Source organism: Anaerobacillus sp. CMMVII, from assembly GCF_025377685.1.
Lineage (GTDB): Bacteria > Bacillota > Bacilli > Bacillales > Anaerobacillaceae > Anaerobacillus.
Window position 1 is genome coordinate 1 of the sequence record NZ_JACEHK010000013.1, and the last position, 25,235, is coordinate 25,235.

General features: G+C 36.5%; 26 protein-coding genes and 1 pseudogene. 16 read left to right on the forward strand and 11 right to left on the reverse strand.

Annotation, left to right across the window (positions count from 1 at the left end; genetic code table 11):
- Nucleotides 1-9 precede the first annotated feature (9 nt).
- The 6 genes and pseudogenes from H1D32_RS16570 to H1D32_RS16590 all read left to right on the forward strand — a co-directional run bounded on the left by H1D32_RS16570 (nucleotide 10) and on the right by H1D32_RS16590 (nucleotide 4,933).
- Entirely contained in the window at nucleotides 10-633 is a 624-nt protein-coding gene (locus H1D32_RS16570) for a hypothetical protein (RefSeq protein ID WP_261179491.1), read from the forward strand.
- Complete coding sequence (locus H1D32_RS16575; RefSeq protein WP_261179391.1) at nucleotides 634-1,095, forward strand: hypothetical protein; 462 nt, start codon at nucleotides 634-636, stop codon at nucleotides 1,093-1,095. It begins immediately after the preceding gene.
- A gap of 137 nt (nucleotides 1,096-1,232) precedes the next feature.
- Nucleotides 1,233-1,736, forward strand: a complete 504-nt coding sequence (locus H1D32_RS16580; RefSeq protein WP_261179392.1) for a CBO0543 family protein — start codon at nucleotides 1,233-1,235, stop codon at nucleotides 1,734-1,736.
- An 844-nt stretch (nucleotides 1,737-2,580) separates the two neighbouring features.
- Nucleotides 2,581-2,963 (forward strand): annotated as a pseudogene (locus H1D32_RS25060) (DUF3231 family protein); the annotation flags it as partial.
- A 24-nt stretch (nucleotides 2,964-2,987) separates the two neighbouring features.
- Nucleotides 2,988-3,551, forward strand: coding sequence for a DUF3231 family protein (locus H1D32_RS25065; protein ID WP_314733440.1), 564 nt, complete (start codon nucleotides 2,988-2,990; stop codon nucleotides 3,549-3,551).
- A 221-nt stretch (nucleotides 3,552-3,772) separates the two neighbouring features.
- Complete coding sequence (locus H1D32_RS16590; protein ID WP_261179393.1) at nucleotides 3,773-4,933, forward strand: serine hydrolase domain-containing protein; 1,161 nt, start codon at nucleotides 3,773-3,775, stop codon at nucleotides 4,931-4,933.
- A gap of 254 nt (nucleotides 4,934-5,187) precedes the next feature.
- Here H1D32_RS16590 and H1D32_RS16595 read toward each other — a convergent pair whose 3' ends face one another.
- Nucleotides 5,188-5,601, reverse strand: a complete 414-nt coding sequence (locus H1D32_RS16595) for a hypothetical protein (RefSeq protein ID WP_261179394.1) — start codon at nucleotides 5,599-5,601, stop codon at nucleotides 5,188-5,190.
- A 640-nt stretch (nucleotides 5,602-6,241) separates the two neighbouring features.
- Here H1D32_RS16595 and dinD point away from each other — a divergent pair.
- The 6 genes from dinD to H1D32_RS16625 all read left to right on the forward strand — a co-directional run bounded on the left by dinD (nucleotide 6,242) and on the right by H1D32_RS16625 (nucleotide 12,788).
- Nucleotides 6,242-7,081 (forward strand): DNA damage-inducible protein D, encoded by an 840-nt coding sequence (gene dinD, locus H1D32_RS16600; RefSeq protein WP_261179395.1) that lies wholly within the window; start codon nucleotides 6,242-6,244, stop codon nucleotides 7,079-7,081.
- Nucleotides 7,082-7,662: 581 nt separating this feature from the next.
- A complete protein-coding gene (gene helD / locus H1D32_RS16605; protein WP_261179396.1) occupies nucleotides 7,663-9,996 on the forward strand; it encodes an RNA polymerase recycling motor HelD in 2,334 nt (777 codons plus the stop codon).
- Between the two features lie 265 nt (nucleotides 9,997-10,261).
- Nucleotides 10,262-10,522 (forward strand): hypothetical protein, encoded by a 261-nt coding sequence (locus tag H1D32_RS16610; protein WP_261179397.1) that lies wholly within the window; start codon nucleotides 10,262-10,264, stop codon nucleotides 10,520-10,522.
- Nucleotides 10,523-10,549: 27 nt separating this feature from the next.
- Nucleotides 10,550-10,693 carry a hypothetical protein gene (locus H1D32_RS16615; protein WP_261179398.1) on the forward strand — a complete coding sequence of 48 codons (144 nt, stop codon included), beginning with the start codon at nucleotides 10,550-10,552 and terminating at the stop codon, nucleotides 10,691-10,693.
- A gap of 297 nt (nucleotides 10,694-10,990) precedes the next feature.
- Complete coding sequence (locus H1D32_RS16620; RefSeq protein ID WP_261179492.1) at nucleotides 10,991-12,400, forward strand: family 43 glycosylhydrolase; 1,410 nt, start codon at nucleotides 10,991-10,993, stop codon at nucleotides 12,398-12,400.
- 199 nt (nucleotides 12,401-12,599) lie between these two features.
- Entirely contained in the window at nucleotides 12,600-12,788 is a 189-nt protein-coding gene (locus H1D32_RS16625) for a DUF6544 family protein (RefSeq protein ID WP_396126230.1), read from the forward strand.
- Nucleotides 12,789-12,804: 16 nt separating this feature from the next.
- Here the strand turns inward: H1D32_RS16625 and H1D32_RS16630 are convergent, their stop codons facing one another.
- The 3 genes from H1D32_RS16630 to H1D32_RS16640 form a co-directional block, all read right to left on the reverse strand.
- Nucleotides 12,805-13,593: a CPBP family intramembrane glutamic endopeptidase gene (locus tag H1D32_RS16630; RefSeq protein WP_261179400.1), complete on the reverse strand. Its 789-nt coding sequence runs from the start codon at nucleotides 13,591-13,593 to the stop codon at nucleotides 12,805-12,807.
- The gene (locus H1D32_RS16635; protein WP_261179401.1) at nucleotides 13,590-14,696 is read right to left on the reverse strand and encodes a hypothetical protein; all 1,107 of its coding nucleotides are present in this window, start codon (nucleotides 14,694-14,696) and stop codon (nucleotides 13,590-13,592) included. The genes H1D32_RS16630 and H1D32_RS16635 overlap by 4 nt, the downstream gene beginning before the upstream one ends.
- Nucleotides 14,697-15,439: 743 nt before the next feature.
- Complete coding sequence (locus tag H1D32_RS16640; RefSeq protein ID WP_261179402.1) at nucleotides 15,440-16,336, reverse strand: DMT family transporter; 897 nt, start codon at nucleotides 16,334-16,336, stop codon at nucleotides 15,440-15,442.
- Between the two features lie 421 nt (nucleotides 16,337-16,757).
- Here H1D32_RS16640 and H1D32_RS16645 point away from each other — a divergent pair, with 421 nt between their 5' ends.
- Entirely contained in the window at nucleotides 16,758-17,021 is a 264-nt protein-coding gene (locus H1D32_RS16645; protein ID WP_261179403.1) for a hypothetical protein, read from the forward strand.
- Between the two features lie 156 nt (nucleotides 17,022-17,177).
- On the opposite strand, the gene H1D32_RS16650 is transcribed toward H1D32_RS16645, so the two are convergent.
- Nucleotides 17,178-17,729 carry a LysR substrate-binding domain-containing protein gene (locus tag H1D32_RS16650; RefSeq protein ID WP_261179404.1) on the reverse strand — a complete coding sequence of 184 codons (552 nt, stop codon included), beginning with the start codon at nucleotides 17,727-17,729 and terminating at the stop codon, nucleotides 17,178-17,180.
- A gap of 11 nt (nucleotides 17,730-17,740) precedes the next feature.
- A complete protein-coding gene (locus H1D32_RS16655) occupies nucleotides 17,741-18,220 on the reverse strand; it encodes a LysR family transcriptional regulator (protein ID WP_261179405.1) in 480 nt (159 codons plus the stop codon).
- A gap of 226 nt (nucleotides 18,221-18,446) precedes the next feature.
- Between H1D32_RS16655 and H1D32_RS16660 the strand changes: the two genes are divergently transcribed.
- Nucleotides 18,447-19,709, forward strand: a complete 1,263-nt coding sequence (locus H1D32_RS16660; RefSeq protein ID WP_261179406.1) for an ATP-binding protein — start codon at nucleotides 18,447-18,449, stop codon at nucleotides 19,707-19,709.
- Nucleotides 19,710-19,848: 139 nt separating this feature from the next.
- On the opposite strand, the gene clpP is transcribed toward H1D32_RS16660, so the two are convergent.
- Nucleotides 19,849-20,424, reverse strand: coding sequence for an ATP-dependent Clp endopeptidase proteolytic subunit ClpP (gene clpP, locus H1D32_RS16665; protein WP_261179407.1), 576 nt, complete (start codon nucleotides 20,422-20,424; stop codon nucleotides 19,849-19,851).
- 27 nt (nucleotides 20,425-20,451) lie between these two features.
- Nucleotides 20,452-21,180, reverse strand: a complete 729-nt coding sequence (locus H1D32_RS16670; RefSeq protein WP_261179408.1) for a sigma-70 family RNA polymerase sigma factor — start codon at nucleotides 21,178-21,180, stop codon at nucleotides 20,452-20,454.
- A 345-nt stretch (nucleotides 21,181-21,525) separates the two neighbouring features.
- Here H1D32_RS16670 and tnpB point away from each other — a divergent pair, with 345 nt between their 5' ends.
- On the forward strand, nucleotides 21,526-22,698 hold the full coding sequence (tnpB, locus tag H1D32_RS16675; protein WP_261179409.1) for an IS200/IS605 family element RNA-guided endonuclease TnpB: 1,173 nt from the start codon (nucleotides 21,526-21,528) through the stop codon (nucleotides 22,696-22,698).
- Nucleotides 22,699-23,222: 524 nt separating this feature from the next.
- Here tnpB and H1D32_RS16680 read toward each other — a convergent pair.
- The 3 genes from H1D32_RS16680 to H1D32_RS16690 form a co-directional block, all read right to left on the reverse strand.
- Nucleotides 23,223-23,405 (reverse strand): YvrJ family protein, encoded by a 183-nt coding sequence (locus H1D32_RS16680; RefSeq protein WP_261179410.1) that lies wholly within the window; start codon nucleotides 23,403-23,405, stop codon nucleotides 23,223-23,225.
- Nucleotides 23,406-23,509: 104 nt separating this feature from the next.
- Nucleotides 23,510-23,725: a DUF2922 domain-containing protein gene (locus H1D32_RS16685; RefSeq protein ID WP_261177633.1), complete on the reverse strand. Its 216-nt coding sequence runs from the start codon at nucleotides 23,723-23,725 to the stop codon at nucleotides 23,510-23,512.
- Between the two features lie 38 nt (nucleotides 23,726-23,763).
- Entirely contained in the window at nucleotides 23,764-23,976 is a 213-nt protein-coding gene (locus H1D32_RS16690; RefSeq protein WP_261179411.1) for a DUF1659 domain-containing protein, read from the reverse strand.
- 174 nt (nucleotides 23,977-24,150) lie between these two features.
- On the opposite strand from H1D32_RS16690, the gene H1D32_RS16695 reads away from it, so the two are divergent.
- The gene (locus H1D32_RS16695; protein ID WP_261179412.1) at nucleotides 24,151-25,032 is read left to right on the forward strand and encodes a GIY-YIG nuclease family protein; all 882 of its coding nucleotides are present in this window, start codon (nucleotides 24,151-24,153) and stop codon (nucleotides 25,030-25,032) included.
- Nucleotides 25,033-25,235: the final 203 nt, after the last annotated feature.

Here is a 25,235-nt window from a genome sequence, read left to right on the forward strand (position 1 = left end):
AGGGTATGCTTGTTCATATGGGAAATTCTCGTGAACAATATGGCAAATATAAATCTTGCAATGGTCTACTCTTTTACTGGGAATATTGAAATGGCTAAAGAAGTTCTTGAACCTAGATGGATGCTTTTGTATATTCCAGTTTATATTTATGGGGTTTGGGACAGCTACCGTACGTCCGTTGATATGAATAAAGTTTTTTTATTAGCCGAACGCGAAAATGCCGATTTCAACTCATATACCATTGGTGCTTTAGAAATTAATTATTTAGATAAAAGAAGACCGATCATGGCAATCATTTGGTCTCTTTTTACACCTGGTCTAGGTCAGCTTTATATTCATCGAGTAATTACCGCAATCTTTACAATGGCTTTTATGATTATATTTGTTTACTTTTCAGGAATTTTAGTTGCGTTCCAATATCTTTTTTTAGGGGAAATAACTCAAGCAACCCAAGTATTGGACCCACAGTGGTTGTTGTTTATCCCTTCGCATGTATGTTTCAGTATATATGATTCCTATGTAAATACTGTCGAAAATAATAAATTGTATGAGAGTGAACAACGAAAATTTTTAAAAGAAAAATATCAACAATATCGTGTTAAAATTCCCATTACAGTAGATGAGGTGAAATAAATGCAAATCTTCTCTACATTTGAGCACTCAGCGTATTTGGAGTTAGCCATCACATCTTTAGAGAAAGTAGGCGTAAAAAAAGAGAATATACTTGCTGTACCGCTCGTTAACCGCGTTGAAGAAAGGAGATTGTTCGATACTCTTCACCGAGCAGATGGTATTAGCTTGTTTGATAAAGGTGCCGCTATTGGAACAGCCTTTGCTGTAATTGGAGCAAGTGTTGGGTTTGTTTTAGAGTGGGGTCCAATATTTTGGGGGTTAATTGGCGCAGCAGTTGGTTTTTTACTAGGGTTCATTATCGACTATATTATTTTTAAGGTCGTTCATAAAAGAAAAAGGGTTGTAAAAGGAAAAAAGGCAGACGTTGTTTTAGTCGTAGAGTGTCCAAAGGATTTAGTTGAGAAAGTTGAAGAGCTTCTTTGGGAACATCTAGCATTAGGTGTTGCAAAAGTTGAAGGATAATTTCTTTCGTATTTTTTGGTTGTTATATCCTGATTAAAATTGCTTAAACGATGCACCTTAAATAACTAGAGGAGGTGCTTCAAGGGAAGTAGTTTAGCACAATTAACTGTTAATATTCAAAGAAGGGAGAATGCTTCATGAGGGGAAATAAATTCGACAAGTTATTCTTACGAGTAACGACCGTTGTTACATCTATTGGTTTGTTGTATTTACTATTTAGGAAACCTCCGATTAAGGATTGGGTTTTGGCATATTTATTTAATGCAGTTACCAATATATTTATTGACAGTTTTCTTGCATCCTACAAAATAGTAAAATATCCAGTTCGATTTTTTCCAAAAGTATTTAAAAGTCATATACTATTTGACTTATTAATTTATCCAACATTTACAATCCTATATAATCAATTTACTGAAAAAGACAAGCCTTTCGCCATTTTTTATAAACTACTTTATTTTACAATCCCTATGTTTTTTATTGAATATTGGGCAGTGAGGAAGACAAATTTAATCAAATGGAATAAAGGGTGGGAATGGTATCACACGTTCATAAGTATTACCATAAAATCTTTAGTAACAAGAGGTGTAGTTGGATTTATAGGAGTAATTGATAAAGTTCAGCAGAAGGACAAAAGTGCATGAAGCATATTGCTATGGTAATGATATTATTACTTTTAAATATAAAATTTAAGACTTGGAAGAAGCTTCTTGAAAACGCCTCCCCGATTATTTATGTAACATTAATTAATTTTTCTTATTAACTTCCGGTGGCTGGCACTTCCCGAAAAGTCTCGTTTCACAATGAGTGCTTATGAAACAAGAAAATTCGGGGCGTCACTGTGATTAATATATATAAGTTCAGTCTTCTGCAAAGGGACCTTGAAAAACTACTGTATTCCGCAGTAGACTTTTAATGTTCATCAAGAAAAGCAACCAAAGCTGGTTACTTTCAGTTTTGATAGCTTTCTGCAAAGGGGAGATTTACTATTGTGTTACGTAGTAGACTTAAGTTACTATGCAATAAACTTCCTCATTTTTAACAGAACTTTGTAAAAGAATGTACATAACTAATGAGGCAGTAATATCCAAAAAAGGTGAGCACTTAAATGCTCACCTTCTCTATGCAACGTGAAATCGAATGTACTGATTGAATATTATGTTAAAGAAGGAACTCTTACCAATGAATTTAACCGAGTGATTAAATCACTTAATAAGAATGCTATCTTAAAACCCATTTTTATTAAATATAGGGCAAGGCTAATTAGAATATTCAAAGTACATCCCTCCACATTTAATTAGAGTGTTGATATAAACACTCGGTTTAGTATTTACTTTAAGAACCTTTATATTCAAATGTGAATTTCAGAAATATATTACTGAATAAAACATTTTACTATCAAATTTAGCACATAATATTTAAAAAGAATTTGTTGAATGGAGATTTTTAGATATGAATACAGATATATCAAATTTAACATCAGCGGAGATGGGAAAACTTTGGGCAACTTATACTGGGAATACAATGGCAAAATGTGTGCTTAGTTATTATCTGAACCATGTGGATGACAAGGATATTAAAAAGTTTTGGAATATGCTTTAAATTTGGCTAAAACTTATATACAAGAAATAAGAGATATTCTTGAAAGAGCAAATTTTCCTATACCAATAGGATTTACAGAGGAAGAAGTGAATTTAGATGCACCAAGACTGTATAGTGATGAATTCTATCTTTATTATTTACACTACGCAGGAAAAGCAGGAATGAGTATTTATTCTGCTGCAATCTCCATAGTAACCAGAAAAGATATAGAAAATTTCTTTGTTAAAAGTCTTAGCGATACAGTAAAATTGATGACCGAAACAAAAGATATTTTAAAGTCAAAAGGGTTGTTAATGAATGCACCAGCAGTACCGAACCCAAATGAAGTTGATTTTGTTAAGAAACAAAATTTTTTGAATGGTTATATAGGGGATGTTAGACCACTTCATGGACTGGAAATTGGACATTTATTTGATAATATTAACAACGACATTACAAGTAAGGCACTCATTGTTGGATTTAACCAAGTAGCAAAACATAAAAAAGTAAAAAAGTTCTTAGAACGTGGAAGAAATATAAATAAAAAACATGTAGAAATGTTGTCGAAAAAACTAAATGAGGATAATCTACCTTCACCTTCATTCTTAGACCACATGGTAACTGCATCTACAATACCTCCATTTTCCGATAAACTAATGGTTGCTCATAAATTTGATATGTTCTCGATGAAAATTAGAGAATATGCAAAAGGGGCTTCACTCAATGGAAGAAGGGATGTAGGGGCATTGTATGCACGTTGTTTATTAGATGTTTCATTATATGTTGAAGACGGTGCAAATATCATGATAGAACATGGTTGGATGGAACAACCGCCAATTACGGTTAATAGAAATAAATTATTTTCAAAAGAACAATAACTAATGATATACTAATCCGAAAAAAATACTACTCTACGGGACTTATATTGAAGAAGAACAACTAACAAAACAAAGTAAAAGTCTTTACAACGATACTATTCAATAGAAATTCCACCTTTTTGGTTCAGACTTAAACTTCAAGACCTTTTATTAGAGGAAAGGATTTCCACTAGTAAATAGAGAATTCTACTATTGTAATGAAGAATCAAGGAGTGTGGGTAATGAATCATTTACAAGAAAAGCTACAGCCTCTTTTAAGAAGCTTTGTTGAAAGAGGTCCTGTTGGATGTGCATTAGCAGTTCATCGTGAAGGAGAAAGACTGTTTGAGGATTATGTCGGATATGCAGATCTTGAAACGAAAAAGGAAATTACAAGCGATACGATTTACCGTATTTATTCGATGACAAAGGTTGTTACCTGTACAGCAGCACTCATGTTATATGAGAAAGGACTGTTTTTACTCAATGATCCATTAGAAGAATATTTGCCTGAATTCAAAAATCCACTTGTGTATCGGGAAACTGAGTCAGGAGAAATTTACACCACTAAAGCATCAAGGTCAATAACGGTAAAAGATTTATTTACAATGACTTCAGGGTTAACGTATCCTGGAGAAGGGAATGAAACCGAACGTCATGTGGCGAGAGTTCTAATGGAAATAGACCAAAGAGGGGAAAAAAGGACAACTCGTCAATTATCTCAGACTTTAGCTAGCATCCCATTAGCCTTTGATCCCGGAACGAGATGGCATTATGGATTAAGTCATGATGTGCTAGGAGCGTTAATTGAGGTGCTAACCGGTAAAAGATTTGGGGAATTTTTAAAGGAAGAGATTTTTGAACCTTTGAAAATGGAGGATACCTTTTTCCGCATTCCAGAATCAAAAAAGGATCGTCTTTGCTCCTTCTATAATCGTGATGATCAAGCGAAATTTATAAAGAACACAACAATGGATAGTAATATTCAAGCCGATGCGAAATTTGAGAGTGGCGGTGGTGGTTTACTGTCTACACTTCATGATTACAGTCGCTTTGCTCAAATGCTGGCAAATGGCGGGACACTTGATGGTGAGCGAATCATTGGAAGAAAGACAATCGATTTAATGGCAACGGATCATCTTCGCCCAGAAAATCGTGAAAACTATAATTGGAATTATCTCTCAGGGTACGGCTATGGCTTAGGTATAAGAGTCATGGTTGATCAGGCATTAGGCGGGGCGAATAGTTCACTTGGAGAATTTGGTTGGTCAGGTTTGTTAGGTACATGGGTGTCTATTGACCCAAAAGAAAAAGTCTCAGCTGTCTATATGCAGCAAATGTTACCTAACCTAGAAGGCTATCACCAACCGAGATTGCGTTCTGTCATCTATGGTGCACTTTAACATTTTTTAATGAAACTGATTAGTCGTTTTTTGGGACAAAACTGACTTCATATTGTCGTTCTTCCGGCACTCCCCGAAAAATCTTGTTCCACACCTATGTTTGACAATCATAACTATTTTTAGGAGGCGTTGGCAATATAACGCCTCTTTTAAATGTATAGGTAGTGATGCCCTTATCTAATAACTGATTTCTCTTTAACCACTACCTATACAACCAATGCCTCGTATTCAACTTATGCTCTACAATAATTTTCCTATTCTCCACCGCCAACATTCCAACACAATTCCGTAGTAATACTGAATAAAACCAGAGTTGATCTTGTTTCGTTTCCACTGGTAAACAGCCTCTTTAAAACCTTAATGATCGACGGCAAGAATCGTTCGATAGGGTCACTTAACCTTTGGCTTCGATAAGCAAACAATGCCCGAATCCACAACTGGCAAATATCCTTTGCTCGATCAAAAAATGGTTTGACCACTTTTACAAAGCTTTCTGGAACATAGCTTGGTACGTATGTATAGTCTAAATCTTCTAGTGTTATAGGACGAAGATCTTTTATTCTTTTTGTATTTGTTTCAAAAGAATTAGCTTCAGTAGGAATTTCTTGGCTTTGAACCGTTGGAGCTGTAGAGTTTGTCGGCTCTTCACGCTCTTTCAATTTTTCCATTTGTGCTCCGTCAAAACGGTGAGATATAGATGCTGTGAGAGAAGGCGCCTTTTTCAAGAGTTGTATGGTGGATGGAGAGGATCCGGAGTTGTTTTGTATTTCACAGCATTCTCTCAAAAGTAGAGCGGGAGATCCCGCCGTTTTTGTCCTGTGTTGCTTCAACTAATTTGCAAATTTGTAAGTTGCATTATTTTGACACTAAGACAAGTGTAATCAGTGCTTGAGTACTTTGAAAATGGAGAGGTAGAACCAGGGGAACTTTATAAAGTAGAGCCTTTAGTGAAGAACAGACGACAGTGGAATTTTGGGTGCAGCCATTAACTTCTTTAAAGGATGACAAGTGTATGGGGGAGGTTGTTGATCAGATTTTGGGGAAGTGTTGAAAAGCTTTATAGGACTCAGTTCTCAATAATTTTAGGGCTCTACACGGTGGGGAGGTCCAAGTGGAAATTTCAATAACACTAGTTTGTAATATCATTATCAAGTAAGTTCAAAAAAGGAAAAAGTGAACTTATTCTTAGTTCTTTTTAGAAGCTCGTCAAAAAAATACACAAATTTATTAGGTTAAATATACTTTACGATCGAACATACGTTTCGTATAATATAAGATAGGAAAAGCTGATTTGTAGGGGGAACTTTAATGTCGGATATTGAAAAATATAATAATGAAACGTTTGAATATTGGAAACAAATAAATGAGTTTGGTGACGACTTTTGGTATGCAAGAGATATACAAAAGATATTACAATATAAGGAATGGAGAAACTTTATAAAAGTTATAGAGAAAGCACAAGAAGCATGTGATGGCAGTGGGAATGATGTTTCTGATCATTTTGTTGAAGTCAACAAAATGATCGATTTGGGCAAAGGAGCAAAACGTGAGGTTAATGATATCATGTTATCTCGTTATGCTTGTTATCTAATCGTACAAAATGCTGATCCTAAGAAAGAGGTAATAGCGATAGGACAGACGTACTTTGCTGTACAAACACGTAAACAAGAATTACAAGAGCAATTCGAAACAATGAATGAAACTAAAAAACGTCTTGCAATTAGAAATGAGCTAAAAGAACACAATAAATCATTAGCAGAAGCGGCCAAAAGTGCAGGAGTAAATACACCAATAGATTATGCGGTTTTTCAAAATCACGGTTATAAAGGCCTTTATGGCGGGTTAGGTGCTAAGGAAATTCATGAGAGAAAAGAATTAAAGAAAAATCAACAAATTTTGGATCATATGGGGAGTACAGAGCTTGCAGCTAATCTTTTTCGAGCTACTCAAACGGATGAAAAATTGCGTAGGGATAACATAAAAGGAAAAATAAATGCTAACCAAACTCATTTTGAAGTTGGTGCAAAAGTGAGGCAGACAATACATGAACTTGGTGGGACGATGCCAGAAGATTTGCCAACACCTGAGAAAAGCATAAAACAAATTGAAAAGTTGGAACGAAAAACCAAGATAAGTGAAAAAGACTAATTTTGGAAAGAACTTCACTAACACTCCCCGAAAAGTCTTGTTTCACACGTAGGTTTCACAAACCTATCATATAGATATTTTTTCAAGAGGCGGCTTATTAATTTTTTCCGATTGGAGTATTGAAGCCATGATCAGAGGAGTCAATAGTTCTATGTATTCATTTGCGATTGATCTTTCCGTCGCCGTGATTGGAATTTGGATTCCGATTTTGAAAGAATAATTATATCTCTGAGCTGTTAGCAGTTCGGTTAAGCAGCCAACCTAAGACTACAAAGTTCGCGAAATAAAGGTGATACTGTATATAAAAAAGAGAAGAGTAGTATTTTACGTCAAAACGTTAAATACTACTCTTCTCATATATTGAATGTCAGGATCGTTCAATTAAAAATGCTTCAGCTTATGACTTATAGATAGGCCTTAATAAAATTTAATACATTGAAAAAAGAAGATATTATGGTACCTTTATATAGGTGTATATTATAGGGTGGTTAATTAAACTATATTACCCCTATTATAATTATATATTATAGTTGGTGCATTAGTCAACCCTTTTATCAAAAGTTTATGTAAGGAGTGTTTGGATGAATTCGGAACTTCAGCAGGAGCAAAAACGAGTAGACCGTGTAATGGAGACAATTACGGAGGAAATACACAGATTGGAAGACGAAACTGCCAAGAGTAAGAACGAAGTGGTTCAGATCCGCAAGCACTTTTGGGATGAAGTCAAGGTGAGTACGGATACCTTTGATGATTACCTTGAGACTATTATCGGCTTACGGCAAGAGGCACAAGCTCTGTCGGTTAGCCAAAGCACTCATAGGCATGCCTCAAAGCGTTTATCCACGCTGCGCCGAATGCAAGAGGTTCCCTATTTTGGAAGGATTGATTTTGTCGAAGAAGGAAATGCAACTGATGAAAAATTCTATATTGGTATCTCTTCCCTTCAGGATATTAATGGAGAAGATTTCCTGATCTACGACTGGAGGGCTCCTGTCTCAAGCGTCTACTACGATTACCAGCCTGGTCCGGCCAAATATGAAACACCTGGAGGCACAATTGAAGGTGTCTTGGAGAAAAAGTGGCAATACCTTATTCGTAGAGGTGTTCTTCAATCGCTGTTTGATACGAGTCTCACCATTGGAGACGAGATTTTACAACAGGTTTTGGGTAAAGGTACCGACAAACAAATGCACAATATCGTAGCGACCATTCAACAAGAGCAAAACCAGATCATCCGTCATGACCGCGGGAGGCTATTGATTGTACAAGGTGCAGCAGGAAGTGGGAAAACATCGGCTGCGATGCAGCGAATTGCTTATTTGCTCTACAAATATCGAGATCATCTGAATGCTGACCAAATCATTCTGTTTTCTCCTAATTCCTTGTTTAGTAGTTACGTGTCCAATGTACTGCCAGAACTTGGTGAAGAGAATATGCAACAGGTCACATTTCAGGAATACTTGAATCATCGTCTGGGTGAAGAGTTTCAAGTTGAAAATCCTTACGAGCAATTGGAATATGTTTTAACTGCGACGACTACGCCTTCGTACAGGTCAAGGCTTATCAGTATCCGATTTAAAGCATCTACTCGATTTTTTGAGGCGATCCAATCCTATAGACAGTCACTAGAATTATCAGGAATGCAATTTAAGGACATTACCTTCAGAGGGAAGCCGATTGTTACTGCACAACAAATAGCAGAACGTTTTTACAGTCATGATACCTTTCTCCGCTTTCATAATCGACTTGAAAAATTGAAGGATTGGCTACTTGGAAAAATAAGAGAAGTCCAAAAGGTGGAAAAAAATAAGTCATGGGTACAGGATGAAATCGAGCTGCTTAGCAACGAAGAATACCATAAGGCACATCGTTACTTAGCGGAAAAACGAGGCTTTAAACGAGAGGCGATTGCAGACTATGAGATGGAACCAACGGCGCTTGCCCAATTGATTGTTCGCCAAAAATTGAAGCCGTTACAAAAACGCGTCCGAGCATTTCGTTTCATTGATTTTAAGGGGATGTATAAGCAGCTCTTTTTTGATCCGCTCGAGATCGAACGTTTGATCGGGGAAACACCAGCAAGGTGGACGGAAATTTGTCAAACGACGCTAGAAATGCTAGATGAAGATAAACTATTTTACGAGGACGCTACGCCGTTTTTACTTTTGAAAGAGCTGATCCAAGGATTTCAAACGAACAGTTCGATCAAACACATTGTTGTTGATGAGGCCCAGGATTATTCCCCGTTTCAATTTGAGTTTTTAAGGCGTTTGTTTCCAGCGGCAAAGATGACAGTGCTTGGCGACTTTAATCAGGCGATATTCGCCCATGCTAATGAAATGGTCGATTTCAACACACTTAGCAGCCTTTACGGATTGGATGAAACGAAATTGATCAATATTACAAGAAGTTACCGATCTACCAAACCAATCATTGAATTTACACGAAGACTTGTTCCTAATGGAGATAAGATTGTTCCTTTTGAACGTGAAGGCGAGAAACCCGTGCTTAACCAAGTCGCCGATCACGTAGAATTGCACAGCAGCATTGCTTCCAAAGTCGCGGAATTACAAAATCTTGGGCTAAATAGTATTGCGATCATATGCAAATCTGCGGAGGAAAGTATGACTGCCTATGAAGCTTTGTCTGGCATTGATGAAATAAAACTCTTAAAGAGCAACTCGAGTGAATATGAGCAAGGAGTTGTAGTAGTACCAACGTATTTGTCCAAGGGGATCGAATTCGATGCCGTCATCATTTATGATGCATCTAAGCTTGCATACGGTGATGAGAGCTTACGCAGAGTTTTCTACACTGCCTGCACTAGAGCTATGCATTATTTGTTTCTTTACAGCGTAGGAGAACCGAGCCCATTTTTACAAAAGGGATTGCAGGAAGGTTTCATCAAAGCTTGACTTCCGGTGCCTGGCACTCCTCGAAAGATCTTGTTTCACACCTATGTTTCACAAAACAACCAAATTCAACAATAACTATTTCTTTAAGAGGCGATTTATTTTAACGCCTCTTAATTTTTATCCTACGAAGTTATTGGAGTAATTAGCAGCCAAACCAAAGCGAGCAAAGTGAAACAGACAAAGGAAAAGAGTAGAAGTAAAGAATTGGATAAATTCATCTTTTTAGCTAATATAGTTTATATTAAATGGATGGAGGGTGATAAATATGACCAATGAATACCAAACTTTACTCAATGGAATGTTTATATGCGGCTTAAAATCTGTAGAGTCTGTAATTGAAAATGAAGAAATAGACATTGTTTTGGATTTACGTGCAGAGGCTCAAGGAGATAGTGATTACGGTTCTGTCAAAAGACTTAGAGTTCCATTAGAAGACGGTATTTCGAACCAAACTCAACTTTTACAACAAGGAATACAACATGCAGTGAATGCTTATACAGAAGGGAAGAAAGTTGTCCTTCATTGAAAGGGTGGGAAAAGTCGCACAGGTAGTGTGGCAGTAGGCGTTTTAATAGAACTTGGTATCGCAAAAAATATAGAAGAAGCTATTAATATGGTTAAGAAGATCAGACCTGAGGTTGAAATTCATCCGCTTTTAATCAGTGATTTAAGGGAACTTTATCCGGACTACAGTTAAGGGAAAGCTGAATATCAAACGTTATTGTTGCTCGCGTTTATGAGCAACTTTAATGATGCTCTTTCCTCTTGTTTTTCAGGTTTCTTCGTACGGGGCTTTCAAGACATGAAGAAGTTTACTATGTAATTAAAAAACTATAGAGGATTGCAGGACATTCTTCATGGCTCTTCCTTGTATTGCTATACTAAAAAGAGTAGAAATGGATTTTATGCTTTTTGCAATCCAATAAGTTAGTCTACTGTAAAAGTAAGCTTTACGGACTGGAAATATAGATTAATAGAAACGGAGACAATGATGATGATCAGACAAGGGCTAAATCCTTACCTTCCTTCATGGGAGTATATCCCAGACGGAGAACCACATGTTTTTAACGACAGAGTCTATGTTTATGGCTCACATGACCGATTTAATGGTCATGTATATTGCTTAAATGATTATGTATGTTGGTCTGCACCTGTTGATGATTTGTCTGACTGGAAGTATGAAGGTGTCATTTATTTGAAAACAGATGATCCATTAAATCAGACTGGACATATGTGCTTGTATGCTCCTGATGTTACACTTGGTCCAGATGGAAGATATTACTTGTACTATGTATTAGACAAAGTATCAATTGTTTCAGTGGCCGTTTGTGATACGCCAGCAGGAAAGTATCAATTTTATGGATACGTAAAATATGCTGATGGTACTCGTCTAGGGGAAAGAGAGGGTGATGAACCACAGTTTGATCCTGGAGTATTGACTGAAGGGGAAAAAACATATCTATATACTGGATTTTGTGCGATTGGAGACCAGTCGAGAAAAGGGACTATGGCAACAGTACTTGGCCCGGATATGCTTACAATTCTAGAAGAGCCGGTGTTTATTGCTCCGAGTGAACCTTATAGTGAGGGAAGTAGTTTTGAAGGGCATGAGTTCTTTGAAGCGCCTTCTATGAGGAAGATCGGCGATACCTATTATTTTATTTATTCCTCTATCGTTTTCCATGAACTTTGTTATGCTACGAGCAAAAGCCCTACGGAAGGTTTTGTATATAAGGGGGTCATTGTGAGCAATAATGATCTTCACATTGACACATATAAACCTGCCGACAAACCGATGTTTTACGGCGGAAATAACCATGGTAGTATCGTCGAAATAAATAATAAATGGTATATCTTTTATCATCGACATACTAATGGATCTAACTTCTGCCGCCAAGGATGTATGGAACCAATTGAAATATTAAACGATGGGACAATTCCACAAGTAGAGATGACTTCATGTGGTCCGAACGGCGGAGCACTAATAGGCCGTGGAGAGTATCCAGCCTACCTGGCATGCAATTTGTTCTACCGTGTAGAGGAAAAGTACTCAGGAGATGTATGGATGGATAGTCATTTCCCTAAGATTACTCAGGATGGAAAAGATGGGGATGAGGAAATAGGCTATATTGCCAATATGCTAGATTCTGCTACAGTTGGATTTAAGTATTTCGACTGTAAGGATATAAAGACGATTAAAATTAAAGTTAGAGGATATTGCAATGGTGCTTTTGAGGTAAAGACTTCATGGGATGGTCAAGCACTGGCTAAAATCCCGGTTGAATTTACAAATGTATGGACGGAATATACTTCTGTGATTACAATTCCAGATGGAATACATGCTTTGTATTTTACGTATACCGGAAACGGTAGAGCTAGTTTAGCTTCTTTTTCATTGGAATAAATCGCTTGTGGTGCCAGTGCGTTGCGACCTCTAATGTAGACAAAATAAATTCGGAAATGAAGAAGGCGACTAGGGCTACTGAGCCCTGGTTCCCTTCTTCTTATCGTACTGAAGCTTTCTCCCAGAACGTCCTGTTGTGAATGCCAAAGGAAAAGAAATAAAAATCCGCTTTAATTACATAATTTAAGAAATATCGTTTATCTCTAACTATAGATTACAACATTATATTAAGTGGCAATCCATGGATTTAGTAACTGCAATAGCAATATTTACTAAAAAGAAAATAGATGTTACGGGTATCTTTCATTTTGATGAGACAGGAAAGTTTATTCGTCTTGAAACGGATGATTGTTACTATAATGAAAAAGGCTCACTTCCCCTTGTGTGAAATGAGCCTTCTATTATCAACCTAACAAAATAGCGATGAAACCAATGGTCGAAACGGCATTACATAGACAGTGAACTACGATGGCAATGTAAATATTCTTCTTTTTCCAAGCTAAATAGAATGCAGGGAAAAATGCAATAATCCTAAACAAATTATTAAAGGGAAGCCATAAATGGTACAAAGAAAACAATACTGTTACGATCAATGGTGTATAGTTTTTGAATCTACTCATTTTTGATGTAAGATAACCTCGAAAAAATAACTCTTCGACGATTGGGCCAATAAAGACATTTAGGATGAAAATAATAACACAAGTAAGCAGCAAAATGTTCCTTGAATAGTTTTGTCCATAATCGATATTTACCCAGTCAAAATACGGTGGTAAGATGTTGAACATTTGCTCTGAAATCGGCGCAAAAAGCATAACTTCCAATGGGGCAATGGTGACGCTCATAAGACCTGCAAACCCCCAAAGGAAAGAAGCGTATAGTAAGACCTTCCACCATTTTAGTTTTTGGTGATTGGAGAATGCGCTTTTTAATGAATAACTTCCATACTCTTTCTTACTTGACTGTACGACAACAAAAAGCTGGATGGGAAAGAGAATGATCATCGCTAAGAGTAGAAATATTAAAATGGTTGGAAGCGTATCGCCCATTACATGACCTACCAATAAATAAACTATAGTTAATATTGAAGTTGGTAGAAAAATAAGCAGAAGTACCTTGCGCATGCTTAATTGATCACGAACGTTATGACTTTCTGATTCTATTTGGCGTTGTACGGAACTATCCTGATGCTTCATATTTTCACCCAGTTGGAGCTGGATTCTAGTGTTGTTAAATCCACCACTTGTGTGTATTTGTATGTTTTTGGCCAGCTACAGAAGATTGATTTTTCTTTAAACAAAAGTTTTGTGAAAGGGGAATCAGGTTTCGGCTTCCATCCTCCATTAGGGAATAATTCAATAGTGACACGATTTTCATCACGTTTTACAGAGTAATCACCTGATACAACCCCCATCTCAATCTCTCCACTGATCTCAAAGGTATCCTTGTATACTTTATCTTCTGAAACACTCCGTACATCTGGAAAACCGTTGGTAAAAACTACCGTTAGAGGGTGATTTCCTTGGTTAAGAGCAATTTTATTCAAGCAGCCGCATTCAGAAAAATCATATTCCAAACCGTCGTCACGAACGACCTTTCCGTTATCATTGGGGATAAATTCCTCAAGAACACCAATTGTCTCATTCGCAAATTCAATGATTTGACAGTCATCACTGTAACGAGTATAAGAACGCCATTGAAAATCCTTAGGCATTGGTACAGGAAAATTAGCTGCCTTTATGGTATTTCCGTCAATGTGGATTTGAAAAGTTGTGTTATACTTTCGGACAAAATCAAAATTATATAGAAAGAATAAAGGTAAATAAGAAGGATTTTTCGTGCTTGAACCTACGGGAGCTAATAGATTCAACCCTTTTGTTTTTTTCGTTGAGTTCTCGACGATAGACACGTCAATGCTTCTTCTATACTTATCTGTAAACTGAAAGGAAATAAACACGCGGTTATCTACCTTTTCAAAACGAGTATTTTTAATCTCTACTTTAACCCGTTCACATAAGCCTTTGCCGGTTACATCAAAACTGTCGTCTTTATTATCATTCAAGCTCATATCGTCGTAAACATCGACATAGCCATCGTTACGATACGCAATCACCCTGTAGCCTTTGCCAATCACCTTGTCATCCAAGTACTGTGGTTCAAGACCAAGGTACTTGCTATCAGCGTTTTTCTTGAAGTTAATAAGGGCCAATTTTTTTAACGGGATATGAGTAAAACTAAAAGGAATGACCACAGTTTGTTTTTGAGAGCTGACTAACACTTGCTTTTCAACGGTTTCCATATCTTCCACTCCTTATTTTTAAAAGCAAAAATAAAACATCAGTAGTTCTGTAAGTGGGTACACATTGCCGAAAGTTAGCTGTATATTTTAATGTCAAATTTAGGATAAATTAATAAAGGCAGTCAAAGGTATAAGAAGTTTGACAATGTTGTGAATTAATGAAAACTTTGATTTATTTAGTTTTATTTAAGATTATCTATTAAGTTAATGTGTATCGAGAAAGGGGGTAACATTTAAAGAGCGTGAAGAAATGGTTTGTGGAAAAAGGTGTGTATGACCGCAGAAAATACGAAAGCCATAATGAAGGATTAGAATATAGAATCTGTTATGTGATCACACAATATTTTCATATAACACGATCAAAATTAGCGTTTGATAAACTTGGTTTTAAAAATGTATATTCAGCATATGCAGAAATCTTTGAGTATTGAGATTTTGAGTCGATAATCGGGAATTTCCTGCTTATTATAAATAAATCTTTAATTAACGCTCTTTTCTAAAACATTGTTGCTATTAGCTTTTAGGCCGTAACTAAGCCAAGCCATAGGGAGAAATATTTTCCCAAAAGCTTATGTATTCTCAAAAGACGACCTAAGAGCAACAAAGTTTGCGAAATAGCCTTACTGTTTTCAACGAGGCTTAGTTATTTCGGGAAGAGAACAACTAACTTATTGTGTTAGTTGTTCCGTCTAAGTTTTTTTACCGAAAAATGCCATTACACTTAAACCATTTGCTCAAATTAATTAGTTTGCTGGATGGTCATAAACTTTTTCAGTCGGACGCTTCCTACTAAGTACAGTGATCGTAACCAGGATGAGCACCATTCCAAGAAGTTGAATGATAGTCAAATGATCTCCGAGAAGCAGAACGCCAAATAATGAAGCTGTCACAGGCTCTACCATAGCAACCATCGAAGCAGTTGTCGGGGGAGTCCATCGAATGCCAATCATATAAAATATAAATGAAACTCCAGCACCCACGATCCCTAATAGAAGAAACCATCCTATGTCGCTTGACGTCACCACACTAGCTACTTCATCATTGTCAGTAAAAAGAAATAGGATGAGACAAAGTGATAAAAAAGCGATAGTTAAGGTGGTCTGCGGCTTTCCGATAGAAGAGGCATTTTTAAACCCGAATATAAATAAAGCGTAGGAAAGTCCAGAAGCAAGCCCCGTTGCCATCCCTAGAAAACTCACTGTAATCGAATCGGTATTGTAGGCACCTGTAAGCAGGAGAATCCCCATAAGTACACTGGAAATGCAGCCCCATTTAAACCAAGTCGAACGTTCTATTCGTAATAAAAAGGATATTAAAAGGACGAACAAAGGTGCGGTGTACATTAAAGTGGCGGCAACAGCAATGCTTGAGGCTTGGATACTTACAAAATAAAAAGTGAAATTTCCAGCAACACCAAGACCCGCCAATAGGGACCATATGTATAAACGAGTAGAGAAGATCCAATTTTCTCTAAAGCGAAAGAGAAACCACGCGAAAAAACATATAAATCCAACAGCCCCTCGGTAAAGTGAAATCACAATAGGATCCCAGCCCTTGTTCATTAAAATAGCGGCAATTCCACCACTAATGCCCCAGCAAATCGCGGCCAGCATAACTAACCCTACCCCAGAAAATCTCATCGTGTACCTCCTAAAGATAAGTAATGGTACGAATTCTTGATTACGCTATTTCAGACCTAACGTGGTCTTAGTAACGTAAATTCAAGAACCAAACAATCTTCTTTAAACATTAGTAAACGAACAGCATCGATTTAATTGTAATTATATATATGGTTTTATATTGGATACTTTATTTCAGTAATTAGGGGTTTATGAGTAATCATCGCTTGCGGTGCCCAGCAATTCTCGAAAAATCTTGTTTCACAAAACAACAATAACTATTTCTACAAGAGGCGGTTGATTTCTAAACGCCTCTAAGTTTTTTTTCTCCGAATTTTTTGAAGACACACTAAAATAATTACGGTAACTATTTTCATATGATTTCGAGATGAAAAAAAAGCCTGTAAGATAGTATAATTTGTCCATAGAGGAGGTGAATGAAATGATCGAACAAAGATTAGATAAAATTGAAAATATGCTCTCTCAATTGATTGGAATGGTGGGAAAGTTAAGTGTAGAACAACAAGAAATGAAGAAAGAACAACTAGAATTTAAGTCACAGTTAAATGAGGTTGAACAAAAAAATGAAAATAGGCATGAACAACTCATTGACCGTTTCCAAAGCTTTGAAAGAGATAAAGATTTCATTTGGGAAAAGACCGCTCGTAATGAAAGAGAAATTGGAAATTTAAAAAGACTCTTCTAGAATACCTCGCAAAAACTATATCAAACCCTCACAAATGATGTAAATTCATTCAGTGACCAGTATTAGGTCAAACCTCTTTACTGGTCATTTAATATTACCCACAGAACCTTCGTAGATTTCTAAAGAATACCTTTCCCTAGAATGTTAAAGTAAGTGTCAATTACGAGTTCCATTACTTTTTCTACTCTCTATGAAAACCTTCTTATGTTTTTCGTTAAAAAAGAGCTGAATATAAAGCATAATGGGTGAAGTGTGTTTTCCCTTTGGTGAAATGATTGAAAACTCTCTTTGACATTCCTCTGTAAACGGTAGTTTAAATAATAGGTTATGTTTTAATTCTATGCGGACTGTTGTAGATGAAAGATAGCCAATTCCGTTGTTATTTAAAATAGCTTGTTTTATTGCCTCATTTGTACTTAATTCAAAAATGTTACTCGGAGTAAATTGTATCTTATTAAAATATTCTTCCACACACTCTCTAGTATGTGATCCATGTTCTCTAAAGAGAAGCGTTTCATTTTCTAACTGTGTAATAGAAGTTATTTCCTTATATTTTTCTTTTTGCTCTATTGAACAATAGGCGCTTATTTTATCTTGAAATAGTGGTTGATAGTTAAACTTTGAGAGATTCATCTTTTTAGAGATGAAGGCAAAGTCAATTTTATTATCTAGTAGTTTCTCAAGTATATTTGCTGTATTGTCTATCATTAACTTTATTTTTATATTTGGATTTTTTTTTGAAAGTCTATAACAAGATTTGAAATAACGAAAGTACCAATCGTAGTCCCGCAACCTACAGATAGCTCACCACTTTCTAAATTCGTAAGTGAAGATAGTGCCTTTTCGGCTTGATTAGCTAATGAGATGATCTGTATGGCATAGTTAAGAAGCTGTCTGCCAGCATCCGTTAACTCAACTTTTTTCTTCGTCCGATAAAATAAAGGTAACTTAAAGTGTTTTTCTAAGGCTTCGATTTGACGTGAAACAGCAAAACCAGCTCCAAAGACAGCCTTAAAATATTGGTGGCTAAAGTATGCAGCTCTAGAGTACTTTGAAAATGGAGAGTTAGAGCTAGGTAAACTTAATAAAGTAGTGCCCTTTAGTGAAGACCAGACGATAGTGGAATTTTGGGTACAGCCATTAACTTCTTTAGAGGATGACAAGAGTGTGGGAGAGGTTGTTGAAAAATCTTGTTTCACACCTGTGTTTCTCAAGCACAATAACAAACAGTATAGCTACTTCTACAGAAGCGATTTAATCTTTGTTTTACCCTCAGTGTAATAGAAATAAAAAAATCAGCGATTTGGTCATTACTTTAATCCTTCGTTTGCTATTCCTAGTCTTTTCATTCAAGTAACTAAACTACTAAATAATTCCTTTTATATGGTATGATTAAGCTTACTACAAGGAAATGAGGTACTATTCTTGGAAAGTCTACTTATTAATATCCTTTTTGTTCTATTACCAATCTTAATTTTCCAAATCTTTTACATCAATATAGACTCAAAGTACAAAAACATCATCCTAGCTACCGTTTTTAGTTTCTCAATTATCATATGTATGAATTTCCCAATTTCAAACTATCAAGGCCATTTATTTGATCTAAGGTACATTCCATTTGTATTAGGAGCCCTTTATGGAGGAAAAAAGGTTGCTATTTTCCTTTATGTTGTATTCTTAGTTTACCGATTTTATTTAGGCGGCGCAGGTATTTATATTGCCTTCTTTGATAGTACTTTATTATTGATTATTCTACTATTTTTATTAATACCAAAATATCATACATATTCTCTCAGAACAAAAATTAGCGGTACGATGGCTTTGCTTGGACTAGTTGCTATTATTAGCTTAATTACTTGTCAGACATTATTTGGTTTTATCTTTCACGCTCCATTTATTTTTTTATCTACCTTTGTTGTAGCACAAACTTTAACAATGGGACTTTCTGTTTATTTTCTTGAGTACTTAATTACAATTGACACAATGAAAAAGCAACTATATCATAATGAAAAATTAAAAAGCCTTAGTGAAATGGCGGCTAGCATCTCTCACGAAGTTCGAAATCCGTTAACAGTTACAAGAGGATTTATCCAACTACTCAAGAGTCCAGGAATTGATGATGAGAAGAAAAATTCCTATTTAGACTTGTCCCTTCAAGAATTGGACCGTGCAGAATCGATCATTTCAGATTATCTTACTTTTGCAAAACCGCATGAGAATATTGAACTTGAATTATTAAATGTTACCGATGAAGTGAACTATGTTGTGAATGTGATGCAGCCCTATGCATTAATGCAAAATGTCTCTATTAAAAAAGAATTGTTCAGTAATGAGAGCTATATCTTAGGAAACAAAAGACAACTCCATCAATGCTTAATTAATTTGTCAAAAAATGCTATTGAGGCCATTCAAAACGGTGGAAAGCTAGAGTTTAAAGTAAACAAAGAAAATGAAAAAGTACTTATACAGCTGACAGATACTGGAGTAGGAATGTCTTCGGAGCAAATTGCCCGTTTAGGAGTTCCTTTTTTCACAAATAAAGAAAAAGGTACTGGTTTAGGAACCATGGTCGCTTTTAGTATTGTGAAAGCAATGAAAGGAGAAATAAAGGTAAATAGCAAAATGAACGAAGGAACGACATTCACTATTTCGATCCCAGAAGACAAGGGGACGAGTACAGTGTTCTAATGGAGTTTGCATGCCATGCATTGAGATGAAAGTCAGTTGTGTACAAAAAACATCGAAAGTGTGATACCTCTAGAACTGTTTAGAGGCAGAGCAGACAGAAAAAAGGGAGGAATTTGCCCTCCCTTACTCTTCATATTCTCTACTTTATAATGTCGTCAATAATCCCGTATTCCTTTGCTTCATTGGCACTCATGAAGAAATCTCGGTCTGTATCAACGGCCACTTTTTCCACAGACCGACCGGTTCTTTCTGCAATAATGTTATTTAGATGCTCTCGAAGTTTTAAAATCCGCTTTGCAGAAATCTCCAAATCCGTCGCTTGGCCACGGGCTCCCCCTAGTGGTTGATGGATCATGATTTCACTATTCGGAAGAGCATACCGCTTCCCCTTTGTTCCTGCTAGTAACAGCATTGCCCCAAATGATGCCGCCATTCCCGTACAAATCGTTGTAATCTCTGCTTTTACATGTTGCATTGTATCAAAAATCGCAAAACCTGCCGTAGTCGAACCACCCGGACTATTAATATAGAGCGAAATTCCCTTATCCGGATTATCGGCAGCTAAAAATAAGAGCTGGGCGACAATACTGTTTGCCAAAGGATCGTCGATTTCACCACTGACCATAATAATTCGGTCCTTTAGTAATCGGGAATAAATATCATAGGAACGTTCACCACGGCTAGTCTGTTCAATCACATAAGGAATAGTAGTCATTTATTTAAATTCCTCCCATACATTTAATTATGCTGCTAGTGAGAGGCAAGTTGGAGGAGTGGAAGTCGTACGCACATGTTTGGTCTGTAGTTGCATTTTCGGCTTTGAAAAAGTTGCAGGCGTTTGTGAGAAAACGATCGGAACCACCTTCAATAGCAACTCAGGATCCTGAACCGTGATTGAATGGTAAAGCGCATTTGCCACTTGCCTTTTTAGTTGTTCTGTCCAAGTGATCGATATATCCAATGCGTTCTCTTCCTTGGAAAGTTTTTTCAACCTAGCCCTCAAACGATGTAGTGTTGCTTTTACAGCCGTCTCTGAACTTTGGATTAAGTCAGCAATTTCAGTGATTTTATATTGAAATGCATCACGCAATGTCAAAATAACCAACTGTTTAGGCGTCAACTTCGAAACAAGCTCTTCAATGACATCACAGGTGATCTCATTTAATCCTGGTTCTCCTTCTAAGTTTTCTAGTTCCGCAGTGATTGTTTCTTTACTGTTTTTACGTAGCATATCCATCCATGAATTATAGGCGATTTTTTTCAGTAAACGAGGATTTAGTTCCGTTTTCTGTTCATAATGCTTAATTGCTTTATAAAATGCTTCTTGGGCTAAATCTTCGCCATCCCATTTGTTTCGGGTTAAGAACTGACAATACTTGCTCAAATTTGTATATAACTCTTCAAACTGAGCATCGTCAAGACCGCTTCTTCCGGCATTTTCTAGCCTGTTGTATTTTGGTGTTACATGCATTAACTTCACTCCTTTGTGCCTCTCATATCTTAAACGTATAAAGAGGTAAATAAGATACGGGTAAAAAAATTTTTTTATAAGTTTTCGTTTACCATCATTTATGAAAAATATGCGATTTTCGTTACATTGAAATTTTTTAGAGTTACTAGTTATCTTAACATAGGCTATGAAGAACTTCTTTCCTTAAGAATTGCTCCTAGTGGATTTTTTATCATTTTTGGCCAGAAGCCCCCCCACTTCAAGGAGTTTACGAGTAAGTGGGGGATGAATGGCTATTTTTTTCACAAAAAAAGAACGTACGATCGTGTTTTGTGGTATAATATGGTTAGAGAGTGAGGTGAAAATATGGTTGTAAAGAAAGCCTATAAATTTCGTATCTACCCAACAAAGTCACAACTAGAGCTCATCAATAAGACCATTGGATGTGCGCGTTTCGTGTTTAACTTCTTCCTTGCCAAGCAAAAACAGAAAGATGCCTATTGGTACATCGTGGAAGAAATGAAGCAATCCGGGCAGCTTCCTACAAATGCTTGGAAAGGTGAATTCTTTAAAAAATACGACTCGGTAAAAGGGGTTCGTTTGTTAAAGAAACAGTACCCATTTCTAAAAAAAGTTGATAGTATTTCTCTCCAAAAATCCGTAGAAAACTTAAATAATGCTTATACTCGCTACTACAAAAAACAAGCCAACGCTCCTCGGTTTAAGTCAAAGAAGAACAAGGTTCAGTCGTACACCACAAAACAAACCAATGGGAACATCATGGTTTTGGATCGTTACATCAAGTTACCAAAACTCGGACTCGTTCGTTTTGCGAAAAGTCGAGAAGTCAATGGTCGTATTATGAACGCGACGATTAGACGTAATCCAAGCGGTAAATACTTCGTTAGTATTTTAGTAGAAGCAAAGGTCGAAAAACTGCCTGAAACCCATTCATCTGTCGGTGTCGATGTCGGTCTTAAAGCTTTTGCGACTCTTTCGGATGGTACTGTCTATCAAAATCCAAGATGGTTTCATTCGCTTGAACAAAAGTTAGTAAAGGCACAACAAATCCTTTCCAGACGAAACACCGGTTCATCCAACTGGTACAAACAACGAAAAAAGGTTGCTCTGATTCATGAAAAGATTACGAACGCTCGTACAGACTTCCTACACAAACTATCAACCAATCTTGTCAAAAACCACGACATCATTGGAATGGAAAATCTTTCGGTTCAAAACATGGCAAAGAATAAGAACATTGCTAAGGCCATTAGTGAAGCTTCATGGTATCAATTTCGTCAAATGCTTGAATATAAAGCAAGGTGGTATGGCAAACAAGTAGTAATAGTCGCTAAAAACTTTCCAAGTAGTCAGCTGTGTTCGTGTTGTGGCTACAAGAATAAAGACGTGAAACATCTGGCGTTGCGTGAATGGGAATGTCCATCATGTAAGAGCTATCACCAAAGAGATGTAAACGCAGGAATGAATCTTCGTAATGAAGCATTGCGATTAACTGTCGGGACGACAGGGATCGCCTAATCAACTAGATACCAATAGGTGTCTTTACTTAGGAAGCCCCCACTTCAAATTTTCGTTAGAAAATTAAGTGGCGGGTAGTTCACACTTTTAAATGGCGCTACCTTTAAAAAAGGTAACGCCATAAATTTTTTTTGGATTTTTTTTTACTTAGGACGACTTATTGCATGCTTAGACTCCATAATAATAAGGTTGCAATAAAATTAAGAAAGAAGGGTTTTTCACTTTTTAAAGTGAACCCTTCTTTTAGATATTATAGTGTATTTTGTACGATTGGTACGGTTTACTTCAGGTTAATTAACGTGAACTTGAGCCCCTTTATTATACAATCCAAATATACAAACCGAACTAACAATGGATACCATGAATACAATAAAGAAAGTTTGATAGGTTAATTGCTCTGAAATACCTTGTTAATTCACTGTGACAACCGAATATCCTTGTTGTACTTACATGTTTCACAGAAGTGCAATAGCGCTACTCATGAAACAAACAAGAAAATGCAGGTGGTCACAGTCGATCATTTGTTATGCTTTCAATTTCAAAGGTTTATTCAATTCATCAGTTGAGGAATTTCCTTGTAGGACCATTGCTAGCTTGTTAAAGGATTCATTCAATAGATCGAGCTTCGTCTCAATTCGATAGAGAAGATAGAGCGTGATCATTACTGGAAATCCGTATTCGCTAATGAGTGGGATCCACATTTCCATTTGTATGCTCCTTTCTAAGTAATATTGTAAATCAAAGTAGTTACAGAATGACCCCCGGCACTTTGAAGCTTTAACGTGCCGGGGGTCAGACCCCTATTTACAATTTAGATTTGAATGTCAGATACGTTTCGTTCGACGATTCTTGCTGCATGTTTGCTAACTAGTGCGCCACCAGATGAGATAAATGCGTTTTCTGCAATCACTTGTTCCATTACTTGCGCAACTAATGCTGGGTTTACTGGTTCAAAAGGGTTGTCCAAAGATAGGACGACGTTTTTTCCTGCTTCATTTTTGAAGATAAGTTCGATTTTTTTCGCCATTACTAATCACCTCCGTTCAAGGGCTTATTTTTTATAGATTAGTTGAAGATATCGTACTGGTTGTTTCTTGTGATTGTTTCTAAGGTGTATTGTTGTAGTGAAGCTAACGCTTGAGCAGCTCGCTTCAATTGTTCACTACTAGCTGTGTTGTCAACATTCGGGAAGGTTTTTGTTTTAAAGATTTCTTTACCTTCACCATCAACACCACCGTAAAAATGAAGTGTTAACCTTGTTTGCAATATGTTTTCCATGCTTATCACCTCCTTCACTTAATAAATACATCGAAAGTGGGAAAAGGGGGACAAGGGTACAAAAATTATATACATATAAAGAGGGGTTTCACCTAGGTGCGTAGCTGTACTACCGATAGCGGGGTAATTAAGATATAATGGAAAGAAAAGGAAGTGTTAGTAGAGGTGAAATTTATGGAAAGAAGCAAAGCAAAAACAATTCAGATCTTTCTCCCTGATGGAAATCCTAGGGGTGTTAAAATAGCGGGGGTTACAAATAGGACTGTACAAGCCATCTTAATTCCGCGAAATTTGTTAAAAAGTGTGAAAGAACGACCTGAGGTAAATAATGTGGCTTTATATTTCCTGTTCGGAAACAATGATGAAGAAACTCGAACTGAGGCTTATATAGGGGAAGCAGAGGTCGGATATGAGAGATTGAAGCAACACAATAGTAGTAAAGACTTTTGGGAAGTAGCTGTACTGGTTGTCACAAATAATATCCAAAATCAATTTACAAAGGCCGATGTTAAGTTCTTAGAACATTTCGCTTATCAAGAAGCCGTCAGTGCAGGCCGATATGTAATTAACCAAACGCTACCAACAAATCCATTTATCCCAGAGTGGCGAAAGGAGGACTTACTAGATATTTTCGAAACAATAGGCCTATTACTAGGCACACTTGGTTACCCAATATTTGAAAGCTTTAGGGGTAATAATGAGGAAGTAATTGATGAAGAAGAAAATGAGATGTTCTATTGCACTCGTAGGGATGCTGAAGCGTTTGGCAAGTGGACAGACGATGGCTTTGTGGTTTACAAAAATTCTAAAATGGCGAGTAGCCCACTGCCAGGATTTGAAAGGCAATTAGAGAGACATAATGAAAAGTTACATAATTTTATTCAAGAAGAAATATTGGGGATAGAGGATGGAAGGTACATCTTTTTGAAGGACCAACCATTTCCCACCCCTTCAGCAGCATCAACATTCGTCCTTCAAAGTGCTAGTAACGGTTGGACAGATTGGAAGGATAGGAGTGGTAGGACCTTAGATGAAATAAAGAGGAAGCAGTTATAGAGAAAAACAGTGACGGTGCTTTATGATTGTTCTACGGGATTGAATCACGAGAATTGACCTATTACAGGAGCTAGTACGAAAAACGCGTATCTGTTCCTATTTTGCTTTTTAAAAATTACTTAAGTCGAAAAGTAAACAAACGTTCTTCATATGATATCGTGAGAAAAAAATGGTTGTAATAGGGATGTAGTAAGAAATATGTG

Coding starts and splice junctions, on each gene's coding strand:
- H1D32_RS16575 (WP_261179391.1), top strand. CDS start 634: ATGCAAATCTTCTCTACATTTGAGCACTCAGCGTATTTGGAGTTAGCC.
- H1D32_RS16580 (WP_261179392.1), top strand. CDS start 1,233: ATGAGGGGAAATAAATTCGACAAGTTATTCTTACGAGTAACGACCGTT.
- H1D32_RS25065 (WP_314733440.1), top strand. CDS start 2,988: ATGAATGCACCAGCAGTACCGAACCCAAATGAAGTTGATTTTGTTAAG.
- H1D32_RS16590 (WP_261179393.1), top strand. CDS start 3,773: ATGAATCATTTACAAGAAAAGCTACAGCCTCTTTTAAGAAGCTTTGTT.
- H1D32_RS16595 (WP_261179394.1), bottom strand. CDS start 5,601: ATGGAAAAATTGAAAGAGCGTGAAGAGCCGACAAACTCTACAGCTCCA.
- dinD (WP_261179395.1), top strand. CDS start 6,242: ATGTCGGATATTGAAAAATATAATAATGAAACGTTTGAATATTGGAAA.
- helD (WP_261179396.1), top strand. CDS start 7,663: ATGAATTCGGAACTTCAGCAGGAGCAAAAACGAGTAGACCGTGTAATG.
- H1D32_RS16610 (WP_261179397.1), top strand. CDS start 10,262: ATGACCAATGAATACCAAACTTTACTCAATGGAATGTTTATATGCGGC.
- H1D32_RS16620 (WP_261179492.1), top strand. CDS start 10,991: ATGATCAGACAAGGGCTAAATCCTTACCTTCCTTCATGGGAGTATATC.
- H1D32_RS16630 (WP_261179400.1), bottom strand. CDS start 13,593: ATGAAGCATCAGGATAGTTCCGTACAACGCCAAATAGAATCAGAAAGT.
- H1D32_RS16635 (WP_261179401.1), bottom strand. CDS start 14,696: ATGGAAACCGTTGAAAAGCAAGTGTTAGTCAGCTCTCAAAAACAAACT.
- H1D32_RS16640 (WP_261179402.1), bottom strand. CDS start 16,336: ATGAGATTTTCTGGGGTAGGGTTAGTTATGCTGGCCGCGATTTGCTGG.
- H1D32_RS16645 (WP_261179403.1), top strand. CDS start 16,758: ATGATCGAACAAAGATTAGATAAAATTGAAAATATGCTCTCTCAATTG.
- H1D32_RS16650 (WP_261179404.1), bottom strand. CDS start 17,729: ATGATAGACAATACAGCAAATATACTTGAGAAACTACTAGATAATAAA.
- clpP (WP_261179407.1), bottom strand. CDS start 20,424: ATGACTACTATTCCTTATGTGATTGAACAGACTAGCCGTGGTGAACGT.
- H1D32_RS16670 (WP_261179408.1), bottom strand. CDS start 21,180: ATGCATGTAACACCAAAATACAACAGGCTAGAAAATGCCGGAAGAAGC.
- tnpB (WP_261179409.1), top strand. CDS start 21,526: ATGGTTGTAAAGAAAGCCTATAAATTTCGTATCTACCCAACAAAGTCA.
- H1D32_RS16680 (WP_261179410.1), bottom strand. CDS start 23,405: ATGGAAATGTGGATCCCACTCATTAGCGAATACGGATTTCCAGTAATG.
- H1D32_RS16685 (WP_261177633.1), bottom strand. CDS start 23,725: ATGGCGAAAAAAATCGAACTTATCTTCAAAAATGAAGCAGGAAAAAAC.
- H1D32_RS16690 (WP_261179411.1), bottom strand. CDS start 23,976: ATGGAAAACATATTGCAAACAAGGTTAACACTTCATTTTTACGGTGGT.
- H1D32_RS16695 (WP_261179412.1), top strand. CDS start 24,151: ATGGAAAGAAGCAAAGCAAAAACAATTCAGATCTTTCTCCCTGATGGA.